At 34.8% G+C, this 17550-nt stretch carries 16 protein-coding genes and 1 pseudogene; 12 read left to right on the forward strand and 5 right to left on the reverse strand.

What is annotated here, in order from left to right:
- Positions 1-2 precede the first annotated feature (2 nt).
- From BKH40_RS03370 to BKH40_RS03425, 12 genes and pseudogenes are all read left to right on the forward strand, one after another.
- The gene (locus BKH40_RS03370; RefSeq protein WP_095276954.1) at positions 3-620 is read left to right on the forward strand and encodes an MBL fold metallo-hydrolase; all 618 of its coding nucleotides are present in this window, start codon (positions 3-5) and stop codon (positions 618-620) included.
- Between the two features lie 12 nt (positions 621-632).
- Positions 633-1412 (forward strand): HesA/MoeB/ThiF family protein, encoded by a 780-nt coding sequence (locus BKH40_RS03375; RefSeq protein ID WP_095276956.1) that lies wholly within the window; start codon positions 633-635, stop codon positions 1410-1412.
- 69 nt (positions 1413-1481) lie between these two features.
- Positions 1482-2252, forward strand: coding sequence for a flagellar motor stator protein MotA (gene motA, locus BKH40_RS03380; RefSeq protein ID WP_095276957.1), 771 nt, complete (start codon positions 1482-1484; stop codon positions 2250-2252).
- A gap of 18 nt (positions 2253-2270) precedes the next feature.
- Positions 2271-3047 (forward strand): flagellar motor protein MotB, encoded by a 777-nt coding sequence (gene motB, locus BKH40_RS03385; protein ID WP_095276959.1) that lies wholly within the window; start codon positions 2271-2273, stop codon positions 3045-3047.
- Positions 3048-3059: 12 nt separating this feature from the next.
- Positions 3060-3293 (forward strand): annotated as a pseudogene (gene tatB / locus BKH40_RS08945) (Sec-independent protein translocase protein TatB); the annotation flags it as partial.
- 618 nt (positions 3294-3911) lie between these two features.
- Positions 3912-4763, forward strand: coding sequence for a twin-arginine translocase subunit TatC (gene tatC / locus BKH40_RS03395; protein ID WP_095276963.1), 852 nt, complete (start codon positions 3912-3914; stop codon positions 4761-4763).
- On the forward strand, positions 4764-5816 hold the full coding sequence (queA, locus tag BKH40_RS03400) for a tRNA preQ1(34) S-adenosylmethionine ribosyltransferase-isomerase QueA (protein ID WP_095276965.1): 1053 nt from the start codon (positions 4764-4766) through the stop codon (positions 5814-5816).
- Positions 5813-6346, forward strand: a complete 534-nt coding sequence (gene rsmG, locus BKH40_RS03405) for a 16S rRNA (guanine(527)-N(7))-methyltransferase RsmG (RefSeq protein ID WP_095276967.1) — start codon at positions 5813-5815, stop codon at positions 6344-6346. Before queA ends, rsmG begins: the two co-directional genes overlap by 4 nt.
- Before the next feature lie 8 nt (positions 6347-6354).
- Positions 6355-6588, forward strand: a complete 234-nt coding sequence (locus tag BKH40_RS03410; RefSeq protein ID WP_095276969.1) for a PP0621 family protein — start codon at positions 6355-6357, stop codon at positions 6586-6588.
- 21 nt (positions 6589-6609) lie between these two features.
- Positions 6610-7017, forward strand: coding sequence for a hypothetical protein (locus BKH40_RS03415; protein ID WP_095276971.1), 408 nt, complete (start codon positions 6610-6612; stop codon positions 7015-7017).
- 3 nt (positions 7018-7020) lie between these two features.
- Positions 7021-7506: a tRNA (cytidine(34)-2'-O)-methyltransferase gene (locus tag BKH40_RS03420; protein WP_095276973.1), complete on the forward strand. Its 486-nt coding sequence runs from the start codon at positions 7021-7023 to the stop codon at positions 7504-7506.
- A gap of 185 nt (positions 7507-7691) precedes the next feature.
- Complete coding sequence (locus BKH40_RS03425) at positions 7692-9065, forward strand: sodium-dependent transporter (protein WP_143428451.1); 1374 nt, start codon at positions 7692-7694, stop codon at positions 9063-9065.
- A 269-nt stretch (positions 9066-9334) separates the two neighbouring features.
- On the opposite strand, the gene BKH40_RS03430 is transcribed toward BKH40_RS03425, so the two are convergent.
- The 5 genes from BKH40_RS03430 to BKH40_RS08700 form a co-directional block, all read right to left on the reverse strand.
- Positions 9335-11020 carry a LeoA/HP0731 family dynamin-like GTPase gene (locus tag BKH40_RS03430; RefSeq protein ID WP_095276977.1) on the reverse strand — a complete coding sequence of 562 codons (1686 nt, stop codon included), beginning with the start codon at positions 11018-11020 and terminating at the stop codon, positions 9335-9337.
- Between the two features lie 15 nt (positions 11021-11035).
- A complete protein-coding gene (locus BKH40_RS03435; protein WP_095276979.1) occupies positions 11036-13654 on the reverse strand; it encodes a hypothetical protein in 2619 nt (872 codons plus the stop codon).
- 541 nt (positions 13655-14195) lie between these two features.
- Positions 14196-15323, reverse strand: a complete 1128-nt coding sequence (locus BKH40_RS03440) for an HP0729 family protein (RefSeq protein ID WP_095276980.1) — start codon at positions 15321-15323, stop codon at positions 14196-14198.
- 121 nt (positions 15324-15444) lie between these two features.
- A complete protein-coding gene (locus BKH40_RS03445; protein WP_095276982.1) occupies positions 15445-16323 on the reverse strand; it encodes a WYL domain-containing protein in 879 nt (292 codons plus the stop codon).
- A gap of 67 nt (positions 16324-16390) precedes the next feature.
- Positions 16391-16531: a hypothetical protein gene (locus BKH40_RS08700; RefSeq protein ID WP_180675094.1), complete on the reverse strand. Its 141-nt coding sequence runs from the start codon at positions 16529-16531 to the stop codon at positions 16391-16393.
- Positions 16532-17550 lie beyond the last annotated feature (1019 nt).

Genomic DNA, 17550 nt, shown 5'->3' on the forward strand with positions numbered 1-17550 from the left:
CTATGGAGATCTTAAGGCAAGCTTTTGGAAGATGTGAGACTAACTGCTATATAGTTAAAACTAATGGCACTACTTTTATAATAGACCCCGGAGAAGATTCTGCTAAGTGGGTTTTAGAAAATGCTAAAGACGCAGATGCAGTGCTTATAACGCATGGACACTTTGATCATATATGGGATTTGCACTTAATAAAAGAAGGCTTTAAAAAGATGGGCAAAGATATAAAAGTCTACTGCCCTAAAGAAGATGCCTTCATGCTAGAAAATGATAACTTTAATCTTGGCCTTACTCCTTGTAAACCAGATGTCTTAATAGAGGGCAAAAAAGGAATCTCTTCTCTTACTATCAATGGAGTAAAAGTTAACTTTCACCACTTCCCAGGACACACTCCGGGCTGCTCTATGATAGAGATAGATGGAGAGTTTTTTAGTGGGGATTTTATATTCAAAAGAAGTATAGGAAGATATGACTTTGATTTTTCTAACGCCAAAGATATGAAAGAATCCTTACAAAGATTCCAAAGCTTAAAGCAAGATGGCAAAGTCTATCCGGGTCATGGAGAAAGCACTAGTATAAAAGAAGAACATCCTAGTGTAGATATCTGGCTAAGTAGAATGTAGGGAGGAAGATTTATGGCGTTAAATGAAGAGCAAAAACAAAGATATCTAAGACATCTTATGCTAGAAGATGTAGGAGTTGAAGGTCAAGAAAAGCTACAAGCAGCTAAGGTCTTAGTTATAGGTGCTGGGGGTCTAGGCTCACCAGTCCTGCTTTATCTTACTGCTGCTGGCATTGGCAACATAGGGGTTTTAGACTTTGATAAAGTTGATATTAGCAATCTTCAAAGGCAAGTCATACATAGAACTGCTGATATAGATGTCCCAAAAGTAGAATCTGCAAAAGCAAAGATGAACGCCCTTAACCCGGAAGTAAAAGTAGATACCTATCAAGTAAAACTAGATTCTAAAAATGCCTTAGAGCTTTTTAGTAAGTATGACTTTATAATCGATGCAACCGATAACTTCGCAGGTAAGTTTTTGATAAATGATGCTGCGTTTTTAGCTAAAAAACCTCTAAGCCACGCAGGAGTTTTAAAGTATAGAGGGCAGGCTATGACTATCTTGCCCGGAGAAAGTGCTTGCTTTGCTTGTGCCTTTGATGCTCCTCCTCCAGTTGAGTTAAATAGCTACTTTAAAGCAGGTCTTTTTGGTGTAGTACCCGGACTTCTAGGCTGTGTGCAAGCAAGTGAGGCTATAAAATATTTTCTAGGAGTTGGCGATTTATTACTTAATACTTTACTAACTGCTGATTTAAAAACCATGGAGTTTAGAAGAGTAGAGGTAAAAAAAGATAGTGAATGTAGGGTCTGCGGAAAGCACGGCATAAAAGAGTTAAAAGACTATCCTGCTTAAAGAGTTAAGCTTGAACTTACCTTCAAGCTTTATTAATAAAATAAAATCTTACTAATATAAGGCGTCGTTATGGATCTATCTACTATCATTGGTATAGTTTTAGCACTAGTTAGTCTCTCTGTAGGAGACATCTTAGAAGGTGGGAATCCTATACATATCCTGCATCTAAGCTCTGTTCTCATAGTTATACCAACTGCAGCCTTTTCTGCCATGACAGCTACTCATATGAGATATGTAAAAGCAGCATTTAAAGAGTTAAAGATAATTTTTGTAAATCCAAAAGTTAATATTAATGCAACCATTAGGCAGATGGTTGAGTTTAGCACAGAGGCAAGGAAAAATGGTCTTTTAACCCTAGAAGCAAGAGTAGCCCAACTAGAAGATGACTTTTCAAGACAGGCTATGTCTATGATAATAGATGGCAGGGAAGCAAAAGACGTTAGAGAAGACATGGAAGTGCAAATCGAGCAAATAGAAGACTACTATCATGGTGCTTCTCACTACTGGGCGCTAATGGGAGAATCTTGCCCAACCTTTGGTCTAGTAGGTGCTGTTATGGGTCTTATGTTAGCATTACAGCTTTTAGATAATCCAGCTGAGATGGCAGCAGGGATTGCCTCAGCTTTTACTGCGACAGTTACAGGTATAGTTGGCTCTTATGCCCTCTTTGGCCCTTGGGGAAGCAAGCTAAAAGCTAAATCTCATGACATCATAAAAGAAAAAAGAGTTATCTTAGAAGCAGTCATAGGTATAGCTAATGGAGACAACCCAAGAAACCTAGAAGCAAGACTGCTAGGCTATCTAAGTCCTAATGAACCTAAAATATCTCAGTTTGACTAATTAAATAAGGAGACATAGATGGCTAGAAGACAAAAAAAGACTGAATGCCCTATGGGCGAGAAGTGGGCAGTGCCCTATGCTGACTTTTTGTCTTTGCTTTTGGCTTTATTTATAGCCCTTTATGCGATATCTGCTACCAATACAGAAAAAGTAAAAGCTTTAAAAACTGAGTTTATAAAGATCTTTGACTTTGCGCCAAAACCAGAAAGCGCTCAGCCAGTTATCATCACTCCTCAAAGCTCAGGCCACGTAACTAATAGAACAGATTCTAATCGCGTCACAAAAACAGATAAGCTAAACACTTCTGTAAACTATGTCTCTATAACCCAGCTAAGCAACCTCATCCAAGATGGTGGTCTTTTAGAGCAGATGGAAAAAGGAGTTGTCTTAAGACTACCAAGTGATATATTATTTATGCCAGATAGTGCTAAGCTAATAGATAAAGATAGACAAACAGAATTAAAACTTTTAGGTAGTTTAATAGCAAAGTTTCCAAAAGAAGTGCAAATCAACATAAGAGGTTATACAGATGATGCACCATTAAAGACTTTTAGTAATCATTATGAACTTGCTAGCAAAAGAGCTTATAATGTTATGGAGTATTTAATATCTGAAGGTGTTAGCCCAAGGCAACTATCTTATACTTCATATGGCAAGTACCATCCTATACTTCCAAATAATAGCGATGTAAATAGAAATGCAAATAACAGGGTTGAGATATACTTCTCAACTTCAAGAGATGCAGTAAATGAAGTTAAAGGTATACTAGATACCCACTCTTCCAATCAGCATTAATAGGAGAAATCATTGTTTGGTTTTGGCTTTGGTGAGATTTTACTAATAGTTGTAGTAGCAATTATCTTCTTAGGTCCTGATAAACTCCCTAAAGCTATAGTAGATATAGCAAAGTTTATCAAAGCTGTTAAGAAGACTATAGATGGTGCAAAAGACACTATTGATAAAGAGTTAAATATATCAGAGTTAAAAAAAGAGGCTCTTGAGTATAAAGAAAAGTTTGAGCAACAAGTACAAAGCATAGAAAAAAAGACGGTTAATCCTATCATGCAAGAGTATGGGAACATAGATACTATGTTTGCTGACTACAATCCTAAAAAGATTCTAAACGAGCAAGTAGAAGACATAAAAGAAAGTGCTAGTGGGTTAGATTCTAAAAAGTCTAAAGATGAAGCTAGCTTAGATGAGTTAGAAGACTTAGCAACTTCTAATACTAGAACAGTCTCTAAAGTAAAAAGTGCTTCTAAAGAGGTAGATAGAGCCATAGATAAAAGTGGGCTAAATGAATCTTTAGTTTTAAATCAGCTAAATAATGACTTAAGTGTAGGTGAAGTTAATAATATACATACTGATATAGCAGCAGCCCAAGCTGGCACTCTCCAAGTTGGAAACACAAAAGCATTAAAGCCAGAAAAAAAAGTGGCAGTAAAAAAAGAGCCTATCTCGAAAGAAGAAAGAGAGAAAAGACGCCAAGCCAAGCTAGAAGAAGACGCTAGAAAGCTAGAGCTTAGAGCTAAACAAGCCAAGTTTAAAACTAATGACATAGAGCTAGAAGGCAAGCAAGCCAGACGCCAAAAAAAACTACAAAAGAAAATAGAAAAAAGTGCTAAATAAAACCCAAAGCCACTTAAAGGTAATACACGCATGTTTGAAGACTTAAAGCCCCACATACAAGACTTAAGAAAAAGGCTTATGATATCAGCCCTAACGCTGGTTGTTGCCTTTGTTATATGCTTTACTTTTTGGAAGCATATATTTGAGTGGGTAAAAGCACCAATAGCTGCTGCCTTTGCTTCAGGCGTGCACGGAAAACTTATACAAATAGCCCCTGCTGAGCTTATATTTGTAGGGATAAAAGTAAGCTTTTTTGCAGCCTTAGTTATATCTATACCTATCATCTTTTGGCAACTATGGCTTTTTGTAGCACCCGGACTTTATAAGCATGAAAAAAAGCTAGTACTTCCTTTTGTGACTTTTGGGTCTATCATGTTTGTTTTAGGCGTGATTTTTTCTTACTATGTAGTTTTTCCTTTTATTATCAAATACGTCTTAGCCTTTGGTAATGACATGGCAGATGCTAATATCTCAAGTAGTGAGTATGTGACCTTTTTTACGCGCTTTATCCTAGCCTTTGGCATAGGCTTTGAGCTGCCTGTGCTTGCTTACTTTCTAGCTAAAGTTGGACTTATAACTGATAAAACTGTGAAGCACTACTTTAGATATGCCATAGTAGTTATCTTTATAGTAGCGGCAGTTATCACACCCCCAGATGTCTTTTCACAACTTCTTTTAGCTGTGCCTATGCTTCTTTTATATGGCTTTTCTTACTTTATAGCCCTTATGGTAAACCCAGCTTCAAAGTTACCAAAAGAAGACGAAGAAGATGAAGAAAAAGATGAGGCACAAGATAAAGTAAATGAAGATGAGACAAAAGAAGATAAGCAAGAAGATACAAGCAAGTCTAAGTCTCACAAAAAGTCTAAAGGCAAAAAGTAAGTGGACACAAATAGCAAGGCTAGTCCTTTAGACTTAAGCTCTTATGACTTTAGACTAGATCCAAGTTTTATAGCCCTAAACCCACCTACAAATAAAGAAGATTCCAAGCTTCTAGTCTATGAGAGGGCTAAAGATAAGATAACTCACACTACTTTTAAACACCTTTTTGACTTTCTACCAAAAGACTATCTTATAGTTATGAATGACACTAAAGTCATCAAAGCACGTTTTTTTGGCTTTAAAAATCAAAAAAAATATGAGATCTTTTTCCACAAAGAGATCCATTCAGAAAAAAGCAAGCAAGCCTTTTTAGTGCAAATTAAAGGCAAGGTAAAAGAAGATGATTTAATCAATATAAAAGAAGGGCTAGATGTAAAAATCTTAAAGCTTTTAGATTCTGGATTTAGAGAAGTGGAGTTTATAAAAGAAGGCAAAGCACTAGAGTTAGCAAGTGTTTTAAGTCTCTTAGAAGACATAGGAGTTATCCCTCTTCCCCCTTATATAAAAAGGGAGGCTAGTGCTAAGGATTTGCTAGATTATCAAAGTGTGTTTGCAAGAAATCTTGGCTCAGTAGCAGCGCCAACTGCAAGCTTGCACTTTTCAGATTCCATGCTTACTTATTTAAAAAAGCACTATGAGTATCTTTTTTTAACACTCCATGTAGGTGCTGGCACTTTTCAACCAGTCCAAGTAGAAAATATCTTAGAGCATAAGATTCATACAGAATCTTTTTTTATAGATAGACAAAACTTACAAAAGCTAAAAGATAGCACTAAGATAGCCTGTATAGGCACTACAGCCCTAAGGACTTTAGAGTTTTTACATGGTTGTGACTACAAGCTAGAACAAGGAGAGTGTGATATCTTCTTACATCCGCTTAATCCACCAAAAAAAGCCAAAGCCTTACTAACTAACTTCCACCTTCCTAAATCAAGCCTTATAATGCTAGTAGCTTCAATGATTGGCCTAGAAAAGACACTAGAGCTTTATGAGTTAGCAAAGTCTAAAGAGTATAAGTTTTACTCTTATGGTGATGGGATGCTTATACTATGAAGCTGCTAAGCTACATAAAGCTACTTTTAGAGTGGAATGAGATCCATAACCTAAGTGGCAAGCTAAACTTACAAGACTTAAAAAGACAAGTCCTAGCAAGCATCTATCCAAGACATAAGCTAGCACCTTTTAAAACCTGCCTAGACATAGGCACAGGTGCTGGACTACCAGCCCTTCCTTTAAGTATAGTCTTCCCAAAAAGCCACTTCTACCTTGTAGAGCCTAGACTTAAAAGGGCTAGCTTTTTGAACTATGTCAAGTTAAAACTTGGACTAGATAACATCTCTATCTATCAAAAACGCATACAAGAGTGTGAGTTTAAAAACATAGACCTAATCACATCGCGCGCTGTAGGAGACCTAGACCTTATCTTAGACCTAAGTGCCCACATAGCCACAAAAACCACAAACTACTTACTTTATAAGTCTAGTAGTTTTGAAGAAAGCACACTTATAGATAAGGACTTATTAGTTAAGTTTATTATGAAAAAATGCGACTTTACTTATGTTTACTTTAGTAAGTCTTTTTAGGAGAAGATATGATAAAAATCTTAGTTTTTATAGTAGTGGTGATAGTAGTCATCTATATAGTTAAAAAGTTTTCAAAAGTTATATCTGCTGCTTCTAGTCACACTCCTGCTAAAAAAGATGATTCTACTAAGATGGTAGAGTGTGATTTGTGTTCTACTTATGTAAGTGAGAAAGAGACTAAAAGGGTTGGGGATAAGGTGCTTTGTAGCGACTGTCGCAAAAAGCTGAAAAATAAAAGCTAAAAAAGATTAGGAGATAGCAAGATGTTGATGTTTGGATTCTTAGAAACTGATAGCCTTAGCTTTAAAGTTTGTTTAGATGAAGATTCTCTAAACTCCAAAGCCATAGCCTTACTTTTACCTAAAGACTGCTTTTTAGCACGCTACTGCAGGGATAACTCCATCCCTTTTAGCCTATATCTTGATTCCAAAAGTAGCTTTACAAACTACTTAAGTGAGATAGTAGCCCATCTAAATCTAGGCTGTGAGTACGTGCTTTGTGATAGCTTATATACAGCTAGTGAAGTGCAAGGTCTAGTAGAAAAGTATGTATTAGATATGAAAGTGCTTTTATTAAGCACTAAAGATACTTTAAGGCAAGATATTCAAAGCTGTTTAGAAAATGGCATAGATGGACTTATAGATAAAGCTTGTATATTACCAAAGGCTTAAACTTTGAGCTTACATATAGTCCTTCACTCACCTCAGATTCCACCTAATACTGGCAACATAGCAAGGCTAAGTATAGCTTTAGACGCCACATTACACCTAGTAAAACCCTTAGGCTTTGATATAAGTGATGCTAGGGTTAAGCGTTCTGGTCTTGATTACTGGGATATATTAAAACTAGAAGTGCACGAAAACTTAGAATCTTTTTTAAACCTACCCTTAAAAGAGTGCTTTCACATGGCACTTAGCTCTAAAGTAACTAAGCCTTACTACAAAGAAAGCTACTTAGATGTAAAAAAAGCTAGCAAGGATGTCTATCTTCACTTTGGTGCCGAAGATAAGGGCTTTGAAGAAGCTTTTTATAAAAGCTATCTAAGTTCTAATCTAGCAACTATTCCAATGCACAAAAACTGTCGCTGCTTAAATCTTTCAAATGCAGTAGCAGTAGTTGCTTATGACTACTACACTAAAATGCTTGAGATGGATGTTTAAGATACTTTTAGTAAGGGTTTCTTAGTTAGATTCTATATCTAAAAAAAGCTTTTTATATAAAGGACTTTTGATAAAAACAAAGCATGCTTTTGATAATTTTTCTCCTTTTTGCTTAGATAGGACTAACTATTTTTGTTACTTTTTGGCTAAAATGAAAAATATTACGTTTTAAAAGGAAGTTGATTGTGGGTGGATTTAGCAAGTTAGGATTTTTATTGGCTGCACTTGGCAGCTCTATAGGATTAGGACAAATCTGGCGTTTTCCATATATGGTAGCAGACAATGGAGGCGGTGCCTTTATCATAATTTTTATAGTACTAATCCTAACCATAGGTATAAGCATCCTAATGGCAGAGATGATAATAGGAAATGCGGCTAGAAAAGATCCTGTAGAATCTTACCGCGAGTTAGATACAACAAAAAGCAAAAAGTGGTACTTAGCAGGCTTTTCACTCTTTGGCGGTATAGGCATCTTGTGTTTTTACTGCGTTGTTTTAGGCTGGGTTTTATACTACATGCTAGGTATTAGCTGGACTTTACCATCTAATGCAACAGAAAGCTTAGAAATTTTTAATAATCTCTTAGGTGATCCTTGGGGCTGGCAGCTAGTATGTTTTTATGTGATAGTTATCATCACTGGCTTTATCATCTATAAGGGTGTTGAAAGCGGTATAGAAAAACTTAACTTTGTGCTTATGCCTTTACTTTTTATCATCTTCATAGGTCTTGTCATCTACTCTGCGACTTCACCTTACTTTACAACTGCACTGAAGTATCTTTTTGAGTTTAAGCCTGAAGCCATCACTGCTAAGACTTTTGTAGACGTAGTAAGTCAGATCTTTTTCTCACTTTCAATAGGTATAGGGATAATCATAGCTTATGCTGCTTCTAGTCCAAAGAAGCAAAACCTTTTTAAAAGCTCAGTTTTTATATCTATAGCTGGTGTTTGTATAGCGCTTATGGCGGGCATTATGATATTTACAGTTGTGTTTCAATACACTGCAGCCCACAGCAAAGAAGGTATAGAGTTTTCAGGTCCAGGTCTTGTGTTTAAAACCTTACCTTTAGTCTTTCATAGTATGGGCTTTACAGGGAAGATAATCTCTTTTTTATTTTTCCTAACACTTGGCTTTGCAGGTATCACTTCTACTATATCTCTTTTAGAGCCCGGGGTTATGTACCTAGTTGATGTTACTAAAACTAAAAAAGTTAAGCTAACTCGCACTAAGTCTACTTTACTACTTTCGCTAATAGTAGCAGTTGTAGGAACCCTAGTCATCTATAGTGATACCACTGGCTTTAAGTTTTTAAATCTAACTTTCTGGGACTGGCTAGACTTCCTAACCTCAGATGTTATATTAATCCTTGGTGGGCTAGCTGTTGTTATATTTGTAGGCTGGGTCATCAAAAAAGAGACACTTAAACTCTATGCTAGTAACTCTTTGCATGGTGTCTTATTTGAGATATGGTACTTTTTAGTACGCTATATCTCACCTATCATCTTAGTTATAATCTTATATGTCTCTATAAAAGGCGGTATCATGAAGATGATAGCTTAAAAAGCTTGAAGTTAATAAAGACGCATAATAGTCTTTATTAACTTCAAGTTGGTTGTGTATTGTTTCTTTAGGCAGTTATTTTTAAAAGATTCTAGCTTTCATATAAAGCACATTCTCAGCCCTTGCGTGGTATCACAAAAAAGTGGTATTAAGCAAGCAGTAAGAGATACTACATCTTCCTACGTTAGCTTACTTTCACCTATCTTTACATCAAGCTTTATTTTTTAAGAGATTATATAAAGCACTAAGGTAAAAACCTTATATAAAAACTAAGGCTTATACTCTATATGGCTTATCTCTTCAAACTCAGCTTCTATTGCCTCACCTTCTTTAAGCCATTTATCTAAGCCAACACTATGTGCATTTTTTTCATCTAAAGCATTTTTAAGCTCCCTTATTGTCTCCTTAATACTTATAAGGTCTGGGAAGTGTTCATCAAATTGCTTTTTATTACCTAAGTTCTTGAGTAATTCTTCCTTGCTAGATTCTAAGTCTTCTTTTAGCTTACTTTTGGCTTTTTCAAAGTCATCTTGAGATTTTTTATCAAGATACAAGTTTAACCCTTCCATAGCTAAGCTGACAAAGCCTAGTGCCGCACCCAAGCCATTAGCAAGTTTGACAGCCCCCCAAGGCTTAAACTTAAAGCTTATACCTAAAAAGTCCCTAGCTGCAAGTATGCTTTTACTAGTTATCATGCCAGACTTTGAAAGATAGTTAACACCATCTTTTGCAAGCATAAGCATAGTAGAATCATAAGCCTTAACATCTCCATCAACACTATTTTTTAAAACCATTAGTTCATCCCCTATAACTCTTAGTCTTTCTTTATATTTTATTTGTATTGTAGTTTCTATATTTATACCATCCTTGCCTATTTCTCTTTGAAAAAACTCTTCAAAAGACTGTATATCAGTGCCATTTAGCTGCAATATTAGATCAGTGAAATAGTGTTGTACAAATTTTTGTAAATCTATAATAGCTTGCTCTACATCCCTTTCTATCTCTTTAAGCTGTGTATCATTACTTTTTAAAGAATCATTAAGCATCTTTAGTTGAGGTTGTAGCTCTAGGGTTGCTTTTTTTGCCAGTGGTAGTTGTTTTGTTAAGATATCACTAATGATAGTTTTTTTAACCTCATCTGCGATAGCACTTGCCCCACCATTAAGCCTTATCTTTTCTGTAGTATCTTTTTGAAGCTCATCTATGTAAGAGAGTTTTTTATACTCTTCCATATGAGAAAGCCAGTAAGCAGTGCCCTTGCCATAAGGGTTAGCAGACAAAGCGACTATAGAAAGTTCACCTTCTTCTTTAGAATCTAGCCTTATTAAGTCTTTTAACCTTCCTATAACATTGTCTTTTTTTATCTTAAAAACTTCTTTGTAGTCTTCTTCATCTGCTGGGTCTGCTACTTCATCAAACTTACTTAAGATAAATACTGTCCTTGGAAGTAGATTAAGCGTTCTAAAAAGCCAGTTTAGTTCATCTTTATGGCTTTCTTTTATAGGGTTTACAGAGTTCATGACATAAAGCACTAAGTGGGCTTCACTTATATACTTTCTAGTTATATCTTTATAAGCTTCTTCTTTTTCAGCTCCTATATTTTTTTCTTTAAAGCCAAAAAGCCCCGGAGTATCTACTAGATCTATTTTGTCATCTATGTTGTACTCAACTACTGCGTTTGAAGATTCTTGCTGACTTATGTTCATATTAGCTTCTATCTTACCTAGCCAGCCTGCTGCTATAGAGGTCTTACCTTCTGAAAAGCCTCCTATTAAAGCTACCTTTAACTTAGTAGTGCCAATCTTGTTTATAGCATCTTCTAGCTTTTTGTTTAAACTAGGGTCTATATCAACCCCAGCATCCTTGCCTACATCCAAAAAAACTTTAAGCTTTTCTAAAAGTTTTAGTGTGGTTTCTTTGCTTTTTTCAAACTCTTTTACTGTGCTGTTATCCATTGCTATCTCCTTAGTTTAGATCTCATTAGCTATTAGCTTTAAGTTATTTTTTGCTTCTAGCAGTTTAGTTTTCATATCATCCATATCTTTAATAAGGCCTTCTAGTTCATCTATGATGGCCTTTGTGCCCTCGTCTAATTTCTCAGATACCTCTTTATAGAGGCTATCTAAACTCTTTTTTATTGCTCCATGAAAGTCATGAATAGCCTTATCTGTCTTCTTTTTTTGATTGCTTTTTTTCTTGCTGTCACTAAAGAATTCCATAGCAGCACTAAATAATCCCATAGCCCCAGCTACGATACCAGCTACAGCCCCAGCCATCCCTAATATTAACCAACCTATAGGTCCTGTAGCTGTAGCTATGGCTATAGCTCCCCATATCCCAGCTCCTATACCAACTAATCCACCACCTGCACTAAACAAACTACTGATACTAAAAGAGCTTGGAGTTTCAACTTCTATATGAATCCCCTTATCCATACTAACACTAAAGCTAACAATGGCTTTTTCAGTATTATCAAGTCTTCTTCCTAGATCTTCAAGGTATTTTTTTGTCTTCTCTTTTAGTTTTTCTATATTAATCTTAATTATTTTACCTATACTACCTTCCATCAGATTAGGAACTCTTTCTAGTCTCATCTCAAGTTCTAATTTAAATTTATCATTATCTAATGCCTTACCACCATTATTATCAATGTAGTCATACATTCCTTTTCTTGTTATCTGCATAATCTCATCTATTTTACTTTCAATATCACTTCTAATAGATTGCTCTGTAGTGTTTGAACTAGTGTTTATATTTCTTATAGTAGTTTGTATGCTATTTTTATTTATATCAATGTACTTTTCTACTTTCTCTTTTAATGAACACTCTATAATCTTTTCAAAGCTAGTTAAGACTTCTTTAGCCTTGTTTAAGTGTGAAAGTAAAATCTTTTCTTTAGTGTTAACCACTAGATCATTAGTCAAAAAGCTAGCAAAGTCTAAAAACTGGGATTTTGCCAAAAGCTCTTTAGAATCTAGTGCACTTAAAAACTTCTTTTGGTCCTTGCCATCTTTTTTGCCTTCTATAAAACACTTACCTAAAGCAAGGAAAGGAAGTCTCGCTGATAAAGCTTTATGCCCCCTATAGTGCTTAGAGCCTAGTTCACTTTCAGCCCCAAGCTTAGAATCTAAGTCCTTTAGACCTTCTTCTTCGTCCTTGTTTATTAGTCCATGCTCAGGTAAGGCGTGAAGGCTTGTAACTGGCTTGTTATAAAGGGCGTACACTTCGCTTTGTGCGCCAAGCTGTCTTTTTATCTTTTCTATAGTACCCATACTTTTGCCATCACCTTTTTGTGGTGGTCTTGGCTCTCTTGTTATGTAAAATACAGCATGCGCTTGTGCTACTGCGTTATTTATAGCGTCTTGAACTAAGATTTCATTGCCCTCGATACCGGGCACATCTAAGATAGCAAAGCGCTTATCTTGATAAGCAAACTCATACTTACTAACCTCTCTTGTAAAGTCACTTCTTCCATCTCCTATGATAAGGCCATCTCTGTGCTCTTTCATAACAGTAAGAAAGCTTTCTATCTTTTCTTCAGATTCTTTTAAGTTAGATTCTATTTCTTTTATCCTTACCTCATATTCTTTAAGCTTGGCTGTTTCTTCATCTCTTATACCATCATACTTACTTAGTTTTTCTTGTAGCTCTTTTAGCTTACTGCTAGTATTGCTAAGCTCTGTTTCATAGCTATCTTGTTTATCTGTTAGTTCTTTTAGGGTCTTTGTTTGATTTTCACAGTCAGTAAACATGGCTTCTAGTGCAGACTTATCTAACTTTATCTTTAAAGTTATTTTATTTAAAAGTTTTTCTAAGCTCACTAGGCTAGATTCTAAAGTAAGTTTTTTCAGGCTTAGTTTTAACTTTGAGAAAAGCTTGAAAAATCTAACTAAGGCACTAGCGTTTTTTAACTCTTCTAGCCTCCTACTTATAAGTTGTAATCTGGCTTCAAAATCAGTCTTTTTTAAAGTTGTCTCATCTAGCTTTTTTGTGGCCTCTTGCATTTCTTTTTCTAGGCTATCTTTTTTATCTTTAGTTGATTTAATCTTAGAGTTTAGTTCATCTTTGGTTTTTGTCAATAAGACTAAGTTTGTGTTTAAGCCCTCAAGTGCATCTTGAATATCTTTTATATCTTTATCTAAGGCTTGGACTTTAGAATCTATCTCACTAAGATTATTTACATGCTCGCTTTTAGCATCACTTAGCTTTTTGATTTCTTCATGCAAGCTAGCAGACTTAGCTTCTACCTCTAGTTTTTGCTTTTGTGCTTCCTTAAACTTTTGCTCACTTTGAACTTTGGTTGCTTCTTTAAAGTAGATTCTAAGAGCTTCTATTAAAGTTGACTTTCCTGCGTTAGTCTCGCCGTAAAAAGCAAGCGTAAACGTATCCCAGTTTGCATTTTTCTCTAAAAGGGCTACTTCTTTATCTAATTTAAGCTCTTTAAATGCACTTATTTCATCTAGTATACCCTTGCCAAGCTTAGCAAGCTCATCATCCCCTTTTGGCTTTATGGAATCTATTATACGATCTATTTCGTCTTGAAGCCTGCTGTAAATCTTTTGTGGTTCTTGTGCTATGTTGTTTGTCATTAGGCTAGTCCTTTAAATGTTTTGTTGTGATGTTTTAGTGGTGTGATACCTACTTTTGTAGGACTTCTTGTGTGATATAAGAAATAGGAGTTATTATCAAAAAGGTTATATAAACAAGCTTTGTAAAACAACCTATCTCCTTTCTTAAAGCCCTTAAGGTGACTTCCTAGGTGTGCGAATATTTTAGTACCTTTTTCAAGTTTTAACTACTGGAAGGATTATAATCTTACGTAATGACAGGTTATGTCGCTTACTTGCGCCTCCAAAACAAGAAGCTTTTTATAACCTCATATAAGTATCCCTAAAGTCTTAGGCATACTTTAGTTAGAAGAGGTATTAGCTTATCTTTTAAGTAAGGCTTTATGAGAGTATCTAGCCACTCTTTTGAAGCTTTGATTCCATGAGTGCTTTGCCAAGTTTCTCTACAAGACTATCTTTGAGTACGAGTTGGTGTGATAAATACTAATGCTTTAAGTAAAAATTTCTAAATCCCATCTTAAAGCTTTTCTGAGGTAGATAAAGAGTTGCTAAGCATAAGATCTTATGAGGCTGCTTGCTTTATGCCTTTTAGCTCATTAACCCTTATCTTTGTTAGCTCTATTAACATGCTTTCTTCAGCTACACCTATGATCTTGTTTCGTAAAAGCTCTGCTTGCTCTTTGTTGGCTGACTTGGCGTGTACACTTTCATTTCTCACACCTTTTAGCACGTTTATAAAACCTATAAGTTTTATATATATAAAAAGAGTGACCTTTTTAGATAGGTGATTATTTATGGCATCTTTTATATTTGTGTTTTTAAATAAGAAGGAGTAAGTGCCAAGGTTTGGCTTGCTAAACTGCAAATCAGGCAGGGTAAAATGCTCACTTTGAACCTTGTAGTCTATACTTTTAAGACTAGGCTCTAAGTTAGTTAAAAAGTTAAACATCACTTTTGCAAACAAGTAAAGCTCTTGCTCCATAGTCTTAGAGTACTTTATAACTATGCTATTAAAGTCATAAGTATTGTCATCTTTGTTGTCTTGAAACTCTATCTCGGCTGAGACTATATTACTTATAGAATCTGGATGCAGCAGATGTATATATCTTTCTCCAAAACTATAATCTATTAGATTTTGTTTTATCTCTAAAAACTTAGCTGACTTATACATATTAGGAAAATAGCGAAAGTTAGAATCTTCGTTATCAAAGTAGTTGATTTCACTTTTCATATCTACTATTAAAGGATAAACATAGCTATTACCATAGACAGCATAGGTATGACCTCCATGGTTTGGAGTGGTGAAGTTTGCTAAAAACACATCTCTAGTTTGCACAAAGTCGTTATAGACAAGCTCTCTTAAGTCTTTTATGATAAACCAGTCTTCAACCTCTAAGCTCTTTTCATCATAGTAAGCAGGGGTTATCTTAGCATGCTTTATTTTGTCTATCGCCACAACTTTGGCAACATAGATATTTGCATAGTCAGTTAAAAAAAGTTGCAAGTAGTTAGTCTCACTCACACCTTTATAGATTTCTGTTAGCTTGTCATCAAAGGGGTTTTCTTTATCTCTTAGTTTTGATCTTATCTTGCCAAAGGCTACTTGACCTCTTTCTAGAAGCACTTTTAGATGTATGTCTATAACATCTTTTTGGTAGTAGGGGTTAAAAAGTATAAGTAGATTTTGCATTTTAATAGATAACCTTTAGAGTTTTATAAGTAGTTATATTTTAGGTTTTTTAGGTGTAAAAATATCTAAAACAACATCTAAGATAGGATAGTGGTTTTATCATGGAGTGCTCATTTTTAGTTTATATATTTTGTATGTATGCTTTTAGTAATGCTTTTAGCTTATCATTTAAGTCTTTGGGTTTTAGAATCTTGATATGAGGGATGCCACGCTTTACCACTCCAAGCATCTCTTCTTCATAAGCGACATTAGTAGAAAGCACTAGCTTTTCTTCGCTTTGTTTTACTATCTTTTGATTAGGCAAGATCTTTCGCCTTAAGAAAAACTCAATTAAGGGCTTTTTTATCTCTAATGTAACTTCTGTAACTTTTTGCGCAAACCAGTTGGCATTATTAGTCTCTATCTTTTGTACAAGCTCTTCTTTAGAACTAAAGGTTTTGTTTAGTACTTTAAGTTTTTGTATCTTGCTAAAGGCATACATCTTCAAATCTTCTTCTTCAGTCCCTGCTAGATACCAGATGCCGTTGTTGTTGATAAGCTTATAGGGATTTAACTCTCTTTTTTTATCGCTGTAAGTAAAGGTTATAACGTTGTGATTTAATATAGCGTCATTTAGCTTTTCAAAGTCTTTATCCCTTGCTTGTAGCTCTTCATAAGTGTTGATATTAATCTTATAGGGCGTATTTGCCCCTTTGTTTAATAGGCTACTTATAAACTCATTGCTTAGCTGTGGGTAGAGATTTAAGATTCCGCTTACTGCTGCAAAGTTTTTTATGTCTTTATAGCTTAGCTTTCCAAGAGAGTGCTCTTCTAGCTTGTAGATTCCACTAGTTTTATCAAGTGGCAAAGAAGTAAGCCTATCATTAAAATCTCTTTGGATAGTTCTAATGCTTACATTAAACTCCCTTGCTAGGTCTTTTAGATCTAGCTCCTCGCCGTCGTTTAGCTTAGTTATGATTTGGGCTAGTCTCATGGCTATCTTGTCATGCGAAGTTGGCATGGAGCCTCCTTTTTACTTGTGCTAACTCATTGTATCCTTGTAGGTTTTAAATGTCGCTTGTTTGCTGCTAATCTTTTTCTAAAATATCTCTAGTGATGAAGTCTTTTATACCATCATATTTATCTTTATTCTCTAAATACTTTCTAGTGTATTTGTACAAAAAGAAACCGCCTACTGCTGCTAGTGTGACTTTTATTAACTCTGTCATCTTTGTCTCCTTTGGTGGTTGTGATAAAAAGAATCTAATAAAATGTTGCGACAGGTCATGACGTTTTAAAAAAATATTTATTAAATTTAAAATAGGCTTAAAAGTAACGTACTCTTAGGATTAAAAAGTAGAGTTTATTAATATTTAGTTTTGATGCTAATGTTTTATTTTCCTAACCTCAGATGTTATATTAATCCTTGGTGGACTAGCTGTTGTTATATTTGTAGGCTGGGTCATCAAAAAAGAGACACTTAAACTCTATGCTAGCAACTCTTTGCATGGCGTCTTATTTGAGATATGGTACTTTTTAGTACGCTATATCTCACCTATCATCTTAGTCATAATCTTATATGTCTCTATAAAAGGCGGCATCATGAAGATGAAGTAATCTCTACATTGTCACTACGCTAAAAGCACAGCAGGCGCGATTAAGCAAGTATAAAAACTCATAAAAAGAATCCATAAAAGTAAAAATATTGATTTGTTATAATTGAAGTAGAGGTTGCCCTAAGAGGGTGGTGCCTCTTAGGTGTATATCTCGTTCCAAAAAAGGAAGGAGGTGATGCCTAATGAAAAAGATTTACAAGATCTTGGTTTTCATTATACTAGTTATTTTATTAACTTGTACTAAAGTCTACTAAGAATAAGCTAAAAACTAGAAAGGCACTTCTCAAAAAGTCTTTTAGCAAGCCTAGTTTTTAGTTAATCTTTTTCAAAGAAACTTGCGCTATCGCTTGTTTTTTCACCCTCTTGAAGTTGCTTGCTTACTCTTACTTAATATAGCTTAGTCACTAAGCACACCTTTTTAAAAGCTAAGTCTTTCTTAATTCTCCACATTTTAACTTCTACATCATTTTTTAAAAGTTAAGCCTTCTCTTTCTTTCTTCTATTATTAGTAAAAGATCATTTTAATATTTAAAGTGAAAAAGAGCTAAAAATAGCTAAAAGTAAAATCTTATTTCATTTTTAGTATTAACTAATAAATATTTTTTATAAAAGTTTTCACTTTAAGCTTCCTT

This window comes from Helicobacter sp. 11S02629-2 (assembly GCF_002272875.1).
Taxonomy (GTDB): Bacteria; Campylobacterota; Campylobacteria; order Campylobacterales; family Helicobacteraceae; genus Helicobacter_I.

Bases quoted from the DNA above. Each gene is read 5' to 3' on its own strand.
- BKH40_RS03370 (WP_095276954.1), top strand. From the start codon at position 3: ATGGAGATCTTAAGGCAAGCTTTTGGAAGATGTGAGACTAACTGCTAT.
- BKH40_RS03375 (WP_095276956.1), top strand. From the start codon at position 633: ATGGCGTTAAATGAAGAGCAAAAACAAAGATATCTAAGACATCTTATG.
- motA (WP_095276957.1), top strand. From the start codon at position 1,482: ATGGATCTATCTACTATCATTGGTATAGTTTTAGCACTAGTTAGTCTC.
- motB (WP_095276959.1), top strand. From the start codon at position 2,271: ATGGCTAGAAGACAAAAAAAGACTGAATGCCCTATGGGCGAGAAGTGG.
- tatC (WP_095276963.1), top strand. From the start codon at position 3,912: ATGTTTGAAGACTTAAAGCCCCACATACAAGACTTAAGAAAAAGGCTT.
- rsmG (WP_095276967.1), top strand. From the start codon at position 5,813: ATGAAGCTGCTAAGCTACATAAAGCTACTTTTAGAGTGGAATGAGATC.
- BKH40_RS03410 (WP_095276969.1), top strand. From the start codon at position 6,355: ATGATAAAAATCTTAGTTTTTATAGTAGTGGTGATAGTAGTCATCTAT.
- BKH40_RS03415 (WP_095276971.1), top strand. From the start codon at position 6,610: ATGTTGATGTTTGGATTCTTAGAAACTGATAGCCTTAGCTTTAAAGTT.
- BKH40_RS03430 (WP_095276977.1), bottom strand. From the start codon at position 11,020: ATGGATAACAGCACAGTAAAAGAGTTTGAAAAAAGCAAAGAAACCACA.
- BKH40_RS03435 (WP_095276979.1), bottom strand. From the start codon at position 13,654: ATGACAAACAACATAGCACAAGAACCACAAAAGATTTACAGCAGGCTT.
- BKH40_RS03440 (WP_095276980.1), bottom strand. From the start codon at position 15,323: ATGCAAAATCTACTTATACTTTTTAACCCCTACTACCAAAAAGATGTT.
- BKH40_RS03445 (WP_095276982.1), bottom strand. From the start codon at position 16,323: ATGCCAACTTCGCATGACAAGATAGCCATGAGACTAGCCCAAATCATA.
- BKH40_RS08700 (WP_180675094.1), bottom strand. From the start codon at position 16,531: ATGACAGAGTTAATAAAAGTCACACTAGCAGCAGTAGGCGGTTTCTTT.